We start from the raw sequence: 15755 nt of genomic DNA, 5'->3' as shown, positions 1-15755 counted from the left end.
TTAATAGATAATAAAAACAGGAGATGAAAGAATGTCTAAAAAGTTAAATATTTCAGCACTCAATCTGGTTCCCGTCAGGGCAGGAACCAACGCAACACAAGCCATTGAGGACATGGTCGAGCTCGCAGCGCACATCGATGGGTCGAATTATCAGAGATACTGGATTTCTGAACATCATAATATGACTTCAATCGCTTCATCTGCTACAAGAATTTTAATCAAACATATTTTGGAACATACGAAAAATCTCAGAGTCGGGAGCGGCGGTGTCATGTTGCCAAACCATGCACCGCTCGTTGTGGCAGAAGAATTCGGAACGATGCATGCCATTTACGGAGACCGTCTGGACCTCGGACTCGGACGTGCCCCGGGGACGGACATGGCAACGGCAAACGCCATCCGGAGAAGCAACCATGACGGCGTATTCTCCTTTAAAAGTGAAATTGAAGAGTTGAAAAGATATTTATCTACGGTGCCGACACATGTTATCGCCTATCCGGGACAGGGGACGGAAATCCCATTATATGTACTTGGATCGTCAACGGACTCTGCACACATCGCTGCAGACCTCGGCCTGCCTTATGCATTCGCCGCACACTTTGCACCGGCACAGATGGAAAATGCTTTTAAAATATATGAAGACAACTTCAAACCTTCCAACCAGTTGGATAAGCCATATAAGATGGCGAGTCTGAACGTCATCATGGCAGATACGAACGAACAAGCGGAGTTCATTAAAACAACCCACTACCAAAATATCCTGAACCTGATCAGAAACACACGCGGCCAGCTGCCTAAACCGGTAGAAAACATGGCAGACAGATGGTCACCGAGAGAAGAACAGGCAGTTAAGTCACAATTCCCAATTGCGTTTTCCGGCAGCAAGGAAAAAGCAATGGAAGAACTGAGACTGTTCCAGAGCCAGTTCAATGTCGATGAAATCATGGCTGTGTCATACATATATGACATGGATGACCTGAAGAAGTCTTATGATTTATTCGAAGAACTCGTTGAAAAATTTAATGCAGAGTAGTCTGGATACGAGTATGCTGCTTTGAAATAAGGTTGTAATCGGAACTCGGAGCTTGAAAACGTGTAAGTCACCTGAAAACATGGGCATGCTCGGAAATTTGAGCTTTAAAACGAGCATGTCCACCTAGAATCAGACTGTGCTCGGATTTCCAGCACAAAAACGAGTCAAGGATATAAAATCCAACATATACTCGTTCCAAAAAGACTTTTACAATATCAAAAAAAGCTGCAGACGACTTTAATCAGTCGCCTGCAGCTTTTTATTCTACTCATCCATATCGGCTACGACCGTCAGCTGATAATCAATCAGAATGACTGACCTGACTGCTGCGCCATCTTCCGGACCTTTCATGACCGGTCCGACATAGTGGCTGACTGCTGAGTCATCCACCCCATATGTTTCGAGCGGTTTGGAAATTTCGAAAACCTCATGTAAGTCTTTGCCATCGACTTCGTACGGCTGTTCGCCTCTGACTTCGGGTATACCTATCGCATTGGTGCCGCCTTTGACATTCTTCCTCTCAATCAGATGAGCGAATGTAAAGGGTTCACCGTCCTGATGCAGACAGTCGGGTGAGGATACCGCTTTATCTTCATCATTATCCACCATAAGTTTCACAAAATGCACACCGACGTGTATCGGCATGATCTTATCTTCTTCCTGCCAAAACGTTTCATGATAATTTGCCATGATGATTTCCTTAAGCAGTTTATTTTCACGTATATCTGAATCGATTGAATGAAATTCACGGTAAGAACCTGGATGCTCAGGATTGAATTTGCCCTGGAAGTAAGCGGCATACTCATTGCCGTCCCGGTTCACATTCGGCAACCACTCTATATTGCCCGATGAAGGCAGTACAAGCGCACGTGAATATCTTCTGTAACGATTGAGTTCAGGTGCGTAGTCGTCGATCGGCAAGCCTTCAAAATAGCTGAGTATTTCCTCATAGTCCTTTTCAATCCCCTCATAGTGGAGGGCATCCATATAATCATATATTGCATAACCTTTATCTTTTAACTGACTCATATTTAATCGTCCCTTTACAATGTGTTGTCGATAAATCATTTTATCATAAAATGAAAATAAACCGAATGCGTGATGATAAACACATCGCAATTAAACCCGCGGTGCTATATTGAACATAAAATATTAAAGGAGTGAAAGACATGCTCACTGATGAATCTGCACAGCATGTTATTTATGAAATCATGAAACTGTATCCGGACGCAGTACCGAGCATGCGCTATGATCATCCATTCAAACTGCTGATGGTCGTTATTTTAAGCGCCCAGGCGACCGATGCTTCCATCCGGAAAATCAGGGATCGTCTTTTTGAACGCTATCCAGATCCGGAAGCGGTCGTCCAATCCTCACCTGAGGAAATTGAAACGTACATCCGGTCAGTCGGACTTTATAAAAATAAAGCCCGCTACATTTTTTCAAGCAGCAGGCAGCTGCTTGAAAACTTTGGCGGAGAAGTGCCAATGACGAAAAAGGAACTGCGGACTCTGTCCGGTATTGGACCAAAGTCTGCAAATATCATGCTGAGCGTGGCGTTCGGCGAAGATGCTTTTGCTGTGGATACACATGTCGCACGGGTGTGCAGGCATCACAAAATCGTCCCGGAAAATGCCACACCAGCCCAAATCGAAGCACGGGTAACTGAAATAATCCCGTCTGAATACTGGGGTCGTGTTCATCAGTCCATGATTTCCTTCGGCCGTGAAGTCTGTACACCGAGAAATCCGGACTGCAGAAAGTATCCTCAACTCTATAAAGACTTGGAATATACTGAAGACGACACGAAGAAATGATGATGGACAGTCATTTTTATATTGAAATCCCAATTTACTTGAAAGCCACAATCAAAACTCCGTACAAATAAAAATAACAGGCACTCCGCCTGTTATTTTGTATAGATTTCAAGTTCTTCATGTTCGACATTGTCGATTTTATTCAATTCCGCAATGATCTCCTGTACATCCTCTTTGGCGCAAAGTGTCATGACGCTCGGCCCTGCACCGCTGATGACAGTGGCATACGCATCTTTTCGGAGTGCACCCTCTTTAATATCATCAAATTCCTTGATCAGAGGTCTGCGGTAGATTTCATGGAACTGGTCTTTCATCATCAGTCTGCCCATCTCCACATATTCTTTATTGAATAAAGAGAACAACATAACGTTGTTAATTGCGTTCTGATTCACCGCCGTCTCTCTTGAATATGAATCCGGCAGTGCCTTTCTCGCCTCGTTCGTGTTGATCATATAGTTCGGAACGGAAATGATGAGGGAAAAATCGATATCATTCAGTACATGATAATATAGTTCACCCTGATTATAATAACCGACGAATACACCGCCTGTAATGCATGGCCCGATATTATCCGGATGGCCTTCAATATCACAGCCGAGCATGATCTTATCATGGTCTGATAAATCCAGATCACAGAAATAAGCTGCCACTTCGATCCCTGCAACAATTGCGGATGATGAACTGCCAAGACCATGGGCAAGTGGAATTTCACTGTCCATCTCCACTCTTACAGGCGGCATCTCTTTATTATATTTACGGGCGATGCTCTTCGCAGTTGAAATCACCAGATTATCCTCGCCCGGCGGCAGTATATCCAACTCAGGGTTTAAAAATTCGACTTTGAATTCATGATTTTCATACGCTCTGATCTTTAAAAACTTTGTGACTGCAACACCGATGGAGTCAAACCCCAGTCCAAGATTGGCACTTGTCGCCGGGATGCTTAAATTAATCTGTTTCATCATTTTTCAGGCTTTCAATATATTCGATGACTGCTTCTTCATCATTCGGGAGCACTTTAGGCTGGACAGCTGCTTCGTCCATGGCAGTCTGCGGGTCTTTAAGACCGTTACCCGTCAATACTGTAACAACTGTGCTGCCCTCTTCCACTTTACCTTCAGAGAGTGCTTTGAGCAGTCCTGCGATACTTGCGTTTGAACCCGGCTCTGCAAAGATACCTTCTTTACGGCCAAGCATGCTGTATGCACTTAAAATTTCATCATCTGTCACTGAGTCGATGATTCCGCCGGACTCATCACGCGCATCCGTCGCCAGATTCCAGCTCGTCGGGTTGCCGATTCTTATAGCCGTCCCCACTGTTTCAGGGGCTTCTATAATCTTATTCCTGGTAATCGCTGCAGAGCCTTCTGCTTCATAACCGAACATCTTAGGCAGTTTGGACCCTTTTTTCTCATTATACTCTTTAAAACCTTTCCAATAAGCTGATATATTCCCCGCATTGCCGACAGGAATAAAGAGATAGTCCGGCCCATCATCCAGTGCATCGACAATTTCAAATGACGATGTCTTCTGACATTCGATTCTGTATGGGTTCACAGAGTTTACCAAAGTGATGCCTTCATTGTTCTCTGCGACTCTGCGCACGATTTTAAGTGCATCATCAAAGTTCCCCTGAATGGACACGATTTTTGCACCATAGATGATCGCCTGCGCAATTTTACCCAGTGCAACCTTCCCTTCAGGAATGACGACGATTGTATTCAGCCCGAGTCTGGATGCATAAGCGGCTGCTGAAGCGGATGTGTTACCCGTAGAAGCGCAGATGACGGTGTGTGCACCTTCCTCTTTCGCTTTTGCGACTGCAAGTACCATGCCGCGGTCCTTGAATGATCCGGTGGGATTCAAGCCTTCGAATTTTGCAAAGGCATTGATGTTATATTGCTCACTGATTGAATTCAGTGGAATCAATGGCGTATTGCCTTCCTGCAATGATAATTCCGGTGTATTTTCTGTAACCGGCAAATACTCTTTGAATTCTTCTAGTAAACCTTTCCAGTACGCCATTCTATTCATCTCCTATGACAGGATATTCAGCCGCGACTTCCAAACTGCCGAGTGCTTCACCCAATTGATTTTTATTCACTTTCCCAGTGATTGCAACAATATTTTCATTTTCATTGTTGATTTCGTAGTCTATGCCCGCTTTATTCAAAGCAGTTGTCACTGCATCTTCATCGTCATTGAAACGCAGATAATACTGGTATTCGACGTCTTCATTTTGAATGACCGCTTCTTCTGAAGGTGCGAAGTTGCCTCTCACTGGCGATGTTAAGACATCTATCAAGTCGGAAACAACCGCACTTGCCGTTTCAAGACTTCCGGCACCCGGTCCGTAGTACATCGTCTCTCCGACTGCGTTACCGATGACATACACTGCGTTCTTTTCATAGTTCACAGATGCAAGCTGATGATCTGCTTTGAAAAAGATGGGCTCCACACTCGCACTCAGGCTGTCACTGAACTTGCCTATGCCGACAAGTTTCATAATATAGCCGAGGTCCTTCGCAATTTGGATATCCACGCTTTCGACTTTTGAAATCCCGATGCTCGGTACATTATTAATATCGACTTTTTTATTGAAGGATAATCTTGATAATAAAACGATTTTTCTCAGTGCATCGATACCTTCGACATCATTTGTCGGATCGGCTTCTGCATACCCTTTTGCTTTTGCATCTTCCAGAGCATCATCATATGTCCATCCATCGATGGTCATCTTAGTGAGTATATAGTTGGTTGTACCATTTAAAATACCCATCACTTCTGAAATCTGGTTTGCATTGAGGGAGTTTTCAATCGTCCTGATGATCGGTACTCCGCCCGCTACACTTGCTTCATAATTCAAATGAACATCATTATCGTTTGCAACTGCAACAAGATCGTCGATTCTTTCGGCAAGCAGATCTTTATTGGCAGTGACAACATGGATTCTATTTTTCAAAAATTGAAGTATGATTTCATAGGTATCGTCAATACCGCCCATCACTTCTATTACGGCATCAATATCCGCATTATAAATTTCTTCAACATCATCTGTAAGGTGAATACCTGATAGATCAATATCACGTGCTTTGTCAGTATTTTTTGCAAGTACGTGGGTGATCGTCACATCCTCACCAAGTAATGATTTAATTTTCTCTTTATTAGTATTCAATACATTAACGACACCAGTTCCCACAGTGCCCATTCCCAAGACAGCAATTTTCATAAGCTAGAATCCTCCATTTAAATACTTTATAACTATCCATATTAGAGTGAAAAGTTGAAAAATTCAAGAAAATAATGATTTAGTCTACACAATTCCTGACTTTTAATGTATTATTAGTTCTAAAATTCAGTTAAAGGATGTCTGCATGTGAAAGTAGCAAAATTCGGTGGCAGTTCCCTGTCATCATCAACACAACTCAAAAAAGTTTCCAAAATCATTCAGAATGACAGTGATATCGGTGCCGTCGTCGTCAGCGCACCGGGCAAAAGATTTGAAGACGATATTAAAGTGACCGATTTACTGATTGCGCTTCATGCCAACAAAATAACGGGATTACCATACAATGAAGCACTCGATGCAATATTGAGCCGCTATGAGGAAATCATCACCGGTCTGGAAATCGACTTCGACCTTCTTGATAAATTCAGAAAGACGATCCTTTCATATCTTGAGAATATCCCGGATAATGACAGACTGCTCGATGCATTGAAATCATGTGGTGAAGACTTCAATGCCCAGATGCTCGCACAATACTTGACACTGCAGGGCACACCTGCAAAATATTATTCACCAAAAGATGCAGGTATACTAGTGACTGATGAGCCGAGCAATGCCCATCTGATCAATGAATCTTATGATAATATCGGCAAGTTGAAAAATTCAGAGGAAGTTGTAGTGATACCCGGATTCTTCGGCATCTCGAGATATGATAATATAGTGACATTCCCGAGAGGCGGCTCAGATATATCCGGCGCAATCGTCGCGCGTGGTCTTGGAGCTGAAATCTATGAAAACTACACAGACCAGAGCCACATTTACTCCGCCCATCCCGGATTCATCGACAATCCGCATGCAATCGAGGAACTGACATATCGTGAAATGCGTGAATTGTCATATTCAGGATTCGGTATATTTCACGATGAAGCCCTGGAACCGCTCTACCAGGTGCAGATTCCGGTCATGATTAAAAATACGAATGCACCTGAAATCGAAGGTACAAAAATTGTTGCCAAAAGAGAACTTTTAAAAGATATACCTGTCATAGGCATCAGCTGTGATGTGAATTTTACTGCAATTTCGGTTAAAGACTACTTGATGAACAGACAGGTCGGCTATATCAGAAAGCTTCTGCAGATTTTTGAAAATCACCAAGTATCGGTGGAGCACATGCCTTCAGGTATTGATAACATCTCAATCATCGTCCGTGGTAAAAATCTGGGCGGAAAAACTAAAACCAAGCAGCTTTTGGAAGATATCAATGATCAGCTTGAACCAGAATGGGTGGAAATAGAAGAAAATCTTGCTCTGCTCGTCATTGTAGGTGAAGGCATGGAGTATACTGTCGGTCTCGCAAACAAAGCGACTAAAGCATTGACCGAAAATGGCATCAATATCAGAATGATGAATCAGGGATCTTCTGAATCGAGTATGGTGTTCGCAGTGAAAATGAGTGAATATCAAAAAGCATTGAATGCTGTATATAATGAGTATTTCACTGATATAGATTAGAAAAAGAGGTATCCAAATTTTGGATACCTCTTTTAAAACCGTCCGGACTTGAATATCGAATACAACAGTCCGAGAAATAAAAAAACCGCAAGTACAAAGCCGATTTCAATCGCCGGTATCTGCCATATCACCGTCGTCTGTCCTGCAATTGCAGCGCCGACAATCAAGCCGACCATTATGATGCTGAAAGACAGCAGGACGATACTGAAAGATAGTCTGTTACCGATCCGGTCCATCCTTCTGAACAGTTCTTCAAAACGTCTTAGTGACAGTTGAACAGGCACTTTCTTCTCACGCAGTGAGTCTGAAAAAATCTTCAGATTATTTGATACATCCACAGCAGTATCACTGACATCCTGCAAATTATTATATGCTCTGGAAGCAATGTTCCGCGGATCATATTTTTCTTTTACCAGCAGTCTGCCGAATGGTTCGGCGACATCCATGATACTGAACTCCGGATCCAGGCTGCTGACCACACTTTCCAATGTAATGATTGATTTCCCGAGAATTGTGAAGTCCTGCGGCAGGCCGATCCGGTGTTTATTTGCGATTTGGAAAATATCCTGGACCGCTTCACCGATGTTCAAATAACTGAGCGGAATATCGTAATATTTATCTCTCAATTTTTCGGCATCACGGTTCAGTACATTCATCTCGACCCCCGTCGGCACCACCCCCATTTTAACAATGGCTTTGACGACGCCTGAGGCATCTTTTCTCATCATCCCGATCAGCAGTGTTCCGAAATTGTATTTCATATCCTGAGAAAGTCTGCCGACCATTCCAAAATCCATGAGGGCGATTGTCTCATCTTCAAGCACGCTGACGTTCCCCGGATGCGGGTCGCCGTGAAAGAAGCCTTCGATGATAATCTGATGAAAGACTGCATTTGTGAGCCGCTCTGCCAGCACTTCCCTGGAGTAGCCACGCGCCTCCAGTTCCGTGTGGTGGTTGATGGGTATGCCGTCAATGAATTCCATGACAAGGACATTCTTCGTTGACAACTCCCTCATCATTTCCGGAATTTTAATCTGACTGTCGTGTTCAAATTGCTTTCGGATTTTATCCGCATTATTCGCTTCAATCGTATAATCAAGCTCATCAAGAATCGCTTCTGAAAACTCTTCGATCATATCGGTAAGATGATAGCGTCTCGCCCATTCCATACGCTGCTCAGCAAGCGTTGCAAGGTGATGCAGTATTTCCAGGTCTGTACGGACCCTTCTCTCTATATTCGGGCGTTGGACTTTGACTGCCACCGTCTCGCCTTCTATGGTCACCGCCTTATGCACCTGGCCCGTTGATGCTGAACCAATCGGTGTTTCTTCGATCGACAGGAAGACATCTTCAATTTTAACGTCTAAAGAGTCCTCTATCACTTTCTTCACATCTTCGAAATTGAAAGGTGGAACATCACTTTGAAGTTTTTCGAGTTCGTCGATGATGTCTATCGGTATCAGATCCGGCCTTGTACTGGCAATCTGCCCCAGCTTTATGAAAGTTGTGCCCATCTCTTCAATGAAAATGCGTATGCGTTCGCCTCTGGATTTTTCATCATCGCTTTTAGCCTGTCTTAATATGATCCTTTTTGGCAGGCTTAACAGCTCATCCAGTCCAAGCTCTTCAACAAGAAAGCCAAATCCGGCGGATGAGAAATTAATGGCAATTTCCCTGTACCGGTTTATATATTCAATACGTTTTTTTATTATCATATAAAAACTCCAGAAATAATTATTTAAATATGAAACATATAATCGTCAAGCCCCTCGCCGTCATAATCCACCATATCTTTTAAAGTCGTATGGTCCAGTACATCACTGATTGCATCTCTGATTCTGCCCCATAAAAATCTTTCATTCTTACTGTCTTTTTCATCACTTTCTACAGCAACGATGTTTTCTTCGACCGTTTTAAAAATTTGTCCTACAGTAATCTCTTCAGGAGGATGGTTGAGCTCATAACCGCCATACGCTCCCCTTGTACTCTTCACCAAATCATCTTTCTTCAAACTGGCTACAATCTGCTCTAAATATAAATCACTGATTCCTCGTTCAGTTGCTACAGATTTCACACTTCTTCTTTTTTCATCGTAGTCTCTGGCAAGTGCCAGCATAAAATATAGTCCATATCTGCCACGTGTTGATATTTTCATAATACACCTCTAAATATCTAAACTTTTTAATAAGTTGATTTTTGTTGTAATATATTAAATATATCATAATAAAACAGTTGGGTGAAAATATGACGACACAACCATTAAGTTATCGCATGCGTCCAAGAACAATAGATGAAGTGATTTCACAGAAACATCTGGTAGGAGAAGGCGGTATCATCAGACGCATGGTGGATGCCAAAAGGCTCTCCTCCATGATTTTATACGGCCCTCCCGGAATCGGAAAAACCAGTATTGCAAGTGCCATTGCGGGTTCTACAAAATACATGTTCAGAACTTTGAATGCAGTTTCAAATACAAAAAAAGATATGCAGCAGATTGTCGAAGAAGGGAAGATGAGCGGAACGGTAATACTTCTGCTGGATGAAATCCATCGTCTTGATAAGGCGAAACAGGATTTTCTCCTTCCGCATCTGGAAAAAGGCACCATTATTTTAATTGGTGCCACCACTTCCAACCCGTATCACGCAATCAATCCTGCCATCAGATCGAGAACGCAGATATTCGAACTGGATCTGCTGGATACAGAGGATGTGAAACTTGCGGTTTCACGGGCACTCGAAGACAGTGAACGCGGGCTCGGCAATTTGAATATTGAAATTGATGAGGATGCCATGGATCATTTCACTTTATCTTCCCAGGGAGATGTAAGAAGTGCACTCAATGCTCTCGAACTCGCTGCGCTCAGCACAAAGCCTGTTGATGATGTCGTGCACATTACACTGGATGATGCGAAAGCCTGTATGCAGCAGACTGCATTTCTACACGATAAGGACGGAGATGCCCATTATGACGTGATGAGCGGCTTCCAGAAATCGATCAGAGGAAGCGATGTGAATGCAAGTCTCCACTATTTGGCGAGACTGATAGAAGCAGGCGACCTCGTTACAATCGCACGGAGACTCCTGGTCATCGCCTATGAAGATATCGGCCTCGCAAACCCGCAGCTTGCTACACGTACTTTGAATGCGATCATCTCCGCCGAACGTCTGGGTTTTCCTGAAGCCAGAATACCGCTCGCAAATGCTGTAATAGAACTTGCACTGTCTCCAAAATCCAACAGCGCATATAAGAGTATCGACAATGCTCTCGCAGACATCAGAAAAGGTAAATCCGGCACCGTCCCGAAGCACCTGAAAGACGGGCATTACAGAAGTGCGGAAAAGTTGGGCAACGCCGTCGGATATCAGTACCCGCACAATTTCCCCAACAACATCGTCCGACAGCAATATTTACCTGACACTCTTATGAACAGAGAATATTTCATGCCGACGAAAAACACTAAGTACGAAGCGCAGCTGAACGAGATATACTCAAAAACAAAATCATTCTTTAATAAAAAATAGTATAAAAAAGCACCGGCCGCAGATGCAGCCGGTGCTTAATTTTCGAAATATCCAAGCTAAAGCCGTGTGTTTCAGCTGATAATTTTGGCCTGCTAAGTGCAGGTGGGTGTCCTGTTTCCAACTCCAAACGTCCTAAATGTCTAGGCGTGTTTTTTGAAGGAAAACCTATTAGACTCCCGATTTAAAAGGTGTTAGGTCAAAATTTAATTCAACACATCACGAACCTCTCAGATATTTCTATTAAATATACTATACCATACCTCTGAAATTTTGAGAAGCAAAATGATTTTTTATTAAAATATCTGACAGATATCAATGGTGCATCTGTCACAGTTGATATTACTCCGCAGAACATCCATATCAAGAACGGTTATGAATTTACGTTCCACTTTAATCACTTTCTGCTTCTTCAAATCTGACAGCATTCTATTGACCACTTCTCTTGAAGTACCGCATAACCCTGCAAGTTCCTGATTGGTCAACTGTGTATTGATCAGTATGCCATCTTCAACATTCACACCGAAAGAATTCGTCAGCCGTATCAGAACTGACTGCAATGCGCCCTGTTTCCCGTACAGCAGAAGATCTCTCATCTTTGAGGAATTTCTGTCTCTGTCGATATCCAGCCACTGAAGCCATTCCATCTTAATATTTTCATTGGTGAATATGAACTGTTCAAATTGTCTTTTTTCGTATTTATACAATATGCAGTCTTTTTTCACTTTTGCGTAAGTAGTGTGTTCTTTATTCAAAGAATGAAGAGTCAGAGCTCCAAAAACTGCATCATCCGACAAGTAATTCGTGACCATCTCCCGGCCGTCTTCCTGCATTCTGCTGATGAAAACTTCGCCCTCTTCCAAACAATAGACATATCTCGCAGGATCCCCCGGGTGGAAAACATATTCACCTTTCTCTAAAGTCATCCTTTTGCCTTTTTCCTTTAACAGTCTCACTACTGATTCAGGTTTAAATGTAAGTTCAGTCTTCACATCAACCGCCCCGCCTTCTTAATTAAAATATTATCATAAATTGTGACTTTTATCACTTTTTTATTTGACAATTTTATTTAACATCTTAATTAAGATTAATTATTATTTAGGAGTGAAATAATGACTGATAAAAATGTTGAAAAAAGCCATGATAACCTTGAAACTCACGATGTAGATCACTCAAAACTGGATCTGCGGGGAACATTTATGATGGTAATGTTTCTCGGCGGTCTGATATTCGTCAGCTGGTTCGGTGCTTTCATACTATTTTTAGGAAGAATGTAGAGAGGATGATTAAAAATGCATAAGTTTGAAAAAATATGGATGAGTGTGGGAACCGGATCTCTGATTATTTTCCTCGTCATCCTTGGTGTTTCTGCTGTACACGCGGGACATACCCCTGCAGCAAGTGGGATTGAGACGATCAACCCTGAATATGTAAGAGATGATGCAAGATTTGCAGAGCCGGGACTTCATGAATCTGAGGATGATGAATACGACTATAATTTATATTTTGTAGCCAGTGCTTTCCGTTATGAACCGGCTGAAGTCGAGATTCCACAAGGGTCGAGAGTGAAAGTGCAAGTCGTAACGACCGATGTTGTCCATGGCTTCCAGGTCGTCAATACAAACATCAATATGATGGTGGAACCCGGACTTGTTTCTACATATGGTGCTAACTTTGATAAGACCGGTGAATTTCTGATTGTCTGTAATGAATATTGCGGTGTCGGACATACTGATATGACATCCACAATAAAAGTCGTCGATGGAGGTGCTGAAGACAATGAGTAAAAATATACATCCGGACAATTTATTTTCCCTCAACAATCGGGTGGATGCAAAAGATGGTAAATTAGTTCTTGCAAATATGATATGGGTCATTTTCGCGTTGTTTATCGGAGGGACTGCAGGAATGCTGCAGACACTCGTCCGATCAGGTATGGTTGAACTGCCTTTTGGAATCGGCTATTATCAGCTTCTCACTTTACACGGAGTGATTCTCGCGCTTGTATTGACTTTCTTCTTTATAATGGGCTTCCAGATCGCATCACTTTCACGTTCTGCCGGTGCTTTCAACGACAGGGAAAGAAAGCTGGGCTGGATCGGCTTCTGGATGATGTCTGCCGGTACTCTCGTTGCCGCAGCAATGATAGCAACGAATGAAGCATCTGTACTTTATACGTTCTACGCGCCGCTTCAGGCACATGCACTCTATTACATAGCACTTGCTGTAATCATTGTCGGGACATGGTTCTCGGTTGCAGGTCAATTGATGAGATACTTCAGATGGAGAAAAGAATTCAAAGGTCACAAAACACCGCTTCTCAGCTTTATGGCATCAGTGAACAATGTCATGTGGCTCGTCTGTACCATAGGTGTTTCAATGTCAGTCATCTTCCAGTACATCCCGTGGTCACTCGGCATAGTGGAAACCATCAACGTTTCATTGAGCCGTACACTGTTCTGGATGTTCGGTCATGCTCTTGTATATTTCTGGCTGCTGCCCGCTTATATGGCCTGGTATGTAGTCGTTCCTAAAGTACTTGGAACGAAAGGATTTTCAGATAATCTTGCACGTATGAGTTTCGTGCTGTTTTTATTCTTCAGTATTCCTGTTGGTATACACCACCAGTTGACTGAGCCGGGTATAGATGCATTTTGGAAAGGATTGCAGGTCGTTTTGACTTTCGCAGTTATTGTTCCTTCCCTGATGACAGCATTCAGTTTATTCGCTGTATTTGAGACACACGGCCGTAAGCTGGGTGCGACAGGCATTCTGGATTGGTTTAAAAAACTGCCATGGACAGACGCCAGGTTTGTACTGCCGTTCCTCGGCATGCTGTTCTTCATTCCAGGTGGCATCGGCGGTATCATTAACGCTTCTGGACAGATGAACCAGCTGGTGCATAATACCATCTGGGTGGTCGGACACTTCCATATCACTGTCGGTGCACCGGTTATACTGACTTACTTCGGAATAATGATGTTCCTGCTGCCTCACATCACAGGGCGCAAAATAACAAAACAGTTGAATAATATGGGACTCTATCTTGGATATACATGGACATTCGGAATGGGATTGATGTCAGCAGCAATGCACTTTGCAGGTTTAAGAGGTGCGCCAAGACGTTCAACTTTCTCAGAGTACGGGGGAGCAGGCATCGCAGAGGAATGGATCACCTATCAGATCTTGCAGGCAGTCGGCGGTATATTCCTCTTCGTCGCCATCGTCATTGCAGTCATCCTGTTCATCCAGCTGATGACCGGACTCAAAACAGAAGAAGTGGAGGAGTTCCCTGTAGCATCCATGATGGACCAGAGTGTTCCAACCACCAAGTGGGTTGAAAACTGGAGAGTTCTGATCATCATTACAGTCTTCCTGCTGCTGATCGCCTATACAGTGCCTATTACGCAGATGTTTACAGAAAATATACCCGGGGCCAAAGGCTTTAAGCTCTGGTAAAAAATTAAGACGAAGATACTCAATTTCATAGGTATCTTCGTCTTAATTTATATGATGATATATCATTATTTTAAATTCATTAAAATACATATATTTTTAACAGTAAAATCAAGATTAGTTCTAGTGTTTTCTTTTGCCATGGCATCTTCTAAGTTTATAGGTCCATTTACAATAGAAAATATACTTGGATATACTTCAGTTTGTTTTAACATCTGAGTATCAACACTCCCACCTAGGGCTATAACCGGTATATTATACAGACTGGCTTTTTCTGATACACCTTGTATAACTTTTCCGAAAAAGGATTGATGATCTATTCTTCCTTCCCCAGTTATTATAAAATCGGTGTCTTCACAATGTTTTTCAAAATTTACTGATTCTAATATAAAGTCTATACCTGGTAGAATTTCTGCATCGAGAAATGCTTTCATAGAGCCACTAATCCCTCCTGCAGCTCCAGTTCCTTCTATTTTATCCAAATCAATATTTAATTCATTCTTCAAAAGCATATTAAAAAATTTAAATTGTTTATCTACATATTCAATATCTTTATCACTTAATCCTTTTTGTGGACCAAATATATTTGATGCTCCATTCTCACCTGTAAAAATATTTTTAACATCTGTAATAGCTTTAAAATTAACTTCATCTAATTTATTATCTTTCGATTTTAACGAAGCAGCTAGATGCATATTAGATAGACATATATCAATAAAATTATCGTTTTCATCAAAAAATTCATAATTAAGAGCTTTCAACATTCCTATTCCTGCATCATTAGTTGCCGATCCACCTAAACCCAATAATATTTCTTTTGCACCATTACTTACCGCATCTAAAACGACCTCTCCTAACCCAAAGGAAGAAGCTTCAAGAGGTTCTAGTTTATCGACCTTATCTAATCCGATAATTTCAGCAGACTCTATAATTGCGATACCAGTGTTCTTATTCAATAGATATGTTGTTTTTATTCTCTTCATTAGAGGATTATGGGCCATAACCTCAACAGTTTTAAATTCACTATTATGAGAATAACTTTCTAAAAAACCTTCCCCCCCATCTGAAATGGGAATTTCAACTAATTCTAAATCGTCGATCTGCTTTTTCAACCTTTTTTTTACCACTGCATTCAATTCACTGGAACTCATACTTCCTTTAAATGAATCAAGAGCTACAATAATTTTCATAT

General features: G+C 42.1%; 15 protein-coding genes and 1 other RNA gene. 7 read left to right on the top strand and 9 right to left on the bottom strand.

The window, feature by feature from the left end:
• Window positions 1-31 precede the first annotated feature (31 nt).
• Complete coding sequence (locus ACY8DT_RS12560; RefSeq protein ID WP_462420652.1) at window positions 32-1033, top strand: LLM class flavin-dependent oxidoreductase; 1002 nt, start codon at window positions 32-34, stop codon at window positions 1031-1033.
• A 264-nt stretch (window positions 1034-1297) separates the two neighbouring features.
• Here ACY8DT_RS12560 and ACY8DT_RS12555 read toward each other — a convergent pair whose 3' ends face one another.
• Complete coding sequence (locus ACY8DT_RS12555) at window positions 1298-2062, bottom strand: 2OG-Fe dioxygenase family protein (RefSeq protein WP_462420651.1); 765 nt, start codon at window positions 2060-2062, stop codon at window positions 1298-1300.
• A gap of 140 nt (window positions 2063-2202) precedes the next feature.
• On the opposite strand from ACY8DT_RS12555, the gene ACY8DT_RS12550 reads away from it, so the two are divergent.
• Window positions 2203-2850, top strand: a complete 648-nt coding sequence (locus ACY8DT_RS12550) for an endonuclease III domain-containing protein (protein ID WP_462420650.1) — start codon at window positions 2203-2205, stop codon at window positions 2848-2850.
• Window positions 2851-2942: 92 nt separating this feature from the next.
• Here the strand turns inward: ACY8DT_RS12550 and thrB are convergent, their stop codons facing one another.
• Genes thrB through ACY8DT_RS12535 form a run of 3 tightly spaced genes read right to left on the bottom strand, consistent with a single transcriptional unit; the run spans window position 2943 to window position 6079 of the window.
• Complete coding sequence (thrB, locus tag ACY8DT_RS12545) at window positions 2943-3815, bottom strand: homoserine kinase (RefSeq protein ID WP_462420649.1); 873 nt, start codon at window positions 3813-3815, stop codon at window positions 2943-2945.
• Window positions 3799-4875 carry a threonine synthase gene (gene thrC / locus ACY8DT_RS12540; protein WP_462420648.1) on the bottom strand — a complete coding sequence of 359 codons (1077 nt, stop codon included), beginning with the start codon at window positions 4873-4875 and terminating at the stop codon, window positions 3799-3801. The genes thrB and thrC overlap by 17 nt, the downstream gene beginning before the upstream one ends.
• A 1-nt stretch (window position 4876) precedes the next feature.
• Entirely contained in the window at window positions 4877-6079 is a 1203-nt protein-coding gene (locus ACY8DT_RS12535) for a homoserine dehydrogenase (RefSeq protein ID WP_462420647.1), read from the bottom strand.
• Between the two features lie 147 nt (window positions 6080-6226).
• Between ACY8DT_RS12535 and ACY8DT_RS12530 the strand changes: the two genes are divergently transcribed.
• Entirely contained in the window at window positions 6227-7588 is a 1362-nt protein-coding gene (locus ACY8DT_RS12530) for an aspartate kinase (protein ID WP_462420646.1), read from the top strand.
• Between the two features lie 32 nt (window positions 7589-7620).
• On the opposite strand, the gene ACY8DT_RS12525 is transcribed toward ACY8DT_RS12530, so the two are convergent.
• Both ACY8DT_RS12525 and ACY8DT_RS12520 read right to left on the bottom strand, forming a co-directional pair.
• On the bottom strand, window positions 7621-9303 hold the full coding sequence (locus tag ACY8DT_RS12525; protein ID WP_462420645.1) for an ABC1 kinase family protein: 1683 nt from the start codon (window positions 9301-9303) through the stop codon (window positions 7621-7623).
• A gap of 23 nt (window positions 9304-9326) precedes the next feature.
• Entirely contained in the window at window positions 9327-9743 is a 417-nt protein-coding gene (locus ACY8DT_RS12520) for an RrF2 family transcriptional regulator (protein ID WP_462420644.1), read from the bottom strand.
• Window positions 9744-9832: 89 nt separating this feature from the next.
• Between ACY8DT_RS12520 and ACY8DT_RS12515 the strand changes: the two genes are divergently transcribed.
• A complete protein-coding gene (locus tag ACY8DT_RS12515) occupies window positions 9833-11110 on the top strand; it encodes a replication-associated recombination protein A (RefSeq protein ID WP_462420643.1) in 1278 nt (425 codons plus the stop codon).
• Window positions 11111-11154: 44 nt separating this feature from the next.
• On the opposite strand, the gene ssrS is transcribed toward ACY8DT_RS12515, so the two are convergent.
• Both ssrS and ACY8DT_RS12505 read right to left on the bottom strand, forming a co-directional pair.
• Window positions 11155-11347: non-coding RNA, 6S RNA (ssrS, locus tag ACY8DT_RS12510), on the bottom strand.
• Window positions 11348-11403: 56 nt separating this feature from the next.
• Entirely contained in the window at window positions 11404-12099 is a 696-nt protein-coding gene (locus ACY8DT_RS12505) for a Crp/Fnr family transcriptional regulator (RefSeq protein WP_462420642.1), read from the bottom strand.
• 120 nt (window positions 12100-12219) lie between these two features.
• Here ACY8DT_RS12505 and ACY8DT_RS12500 point away from each other — a divergent pair, with 120 nt between their 5' ends.
• Genes ACY8DT_RS12500 through ACY8DT_RS12490 form a run of 3 tightly spaced genes read left to right on the top strand, consistent with a single transcriptional unit; the run spans window position 12220 to window position 14566 of the window.
• Window positions 12220-12384 carry a cytochrome c oxidase subunit 2A gene (locus ACY8DT_RS12500; RefSeq protein ID WP_462420641.1) on the top strand — a complete coding sequence of 55 codons (165 nt, stop codon included), beginning with the start codon at window positions 12220-12222 and terminating at the stop codon, window positions 12382-12384.
• Between the two features lie 15 nt (window positions 12385-12399).
• Complete coding sequence (locus ACY8DT_RS12495; RefSeq protein WP_462420640.1) at window positions 12400-12894, top strand: cupredoxin domain-containing protein; 495 nt, start codon at window positions 12400-12402, stop codon at window positions 12892-12894.
• Complete coding sequence (locus ACY8DT_RS12490; protein WP_462420639.1) at window positions 12887-14566, top strand: cbb3-type cytochrome c oxidase subunit I; 1680 nt, start codon at window positions 12887-12889, stop codon at window positions 14564-14566. The genes ACY8DT_RS12495 and ACY8DT_RS12490 overlap by 8 nt, the downstream gene beginning before the upstream one ends.
• 65 nt (window positions 14567-14631) lie before the next feature.
• Here ACY8DT_RS12490 and ACY8DT_RS12485 read toward each other — a convergent pair whose 3' ends face one another.
• The gene (locus ACY8DT_RS12485) at window positions 14632-15753 is read right to left on the bottom strand and encodes a glycerate kinase (protein ID WP_462420638.1); all 1122 of its coding nucleotides are present in this window, start codon (window positions 15751-15753) and stop codon (window positions 14632-14634) included.
• Between the last annotated feature and the right edge of the window lie 2 nt (window positions 15754-15755).

The organism is Salinicoccus sp. Marseille-QA3875 (assembly GCF_054950095.1).
The sequence above is the reverse complement of the archived record's forward strand: the minus strand, read 5'-3'. Positions and strand labels throughout refer to the sequence as shown.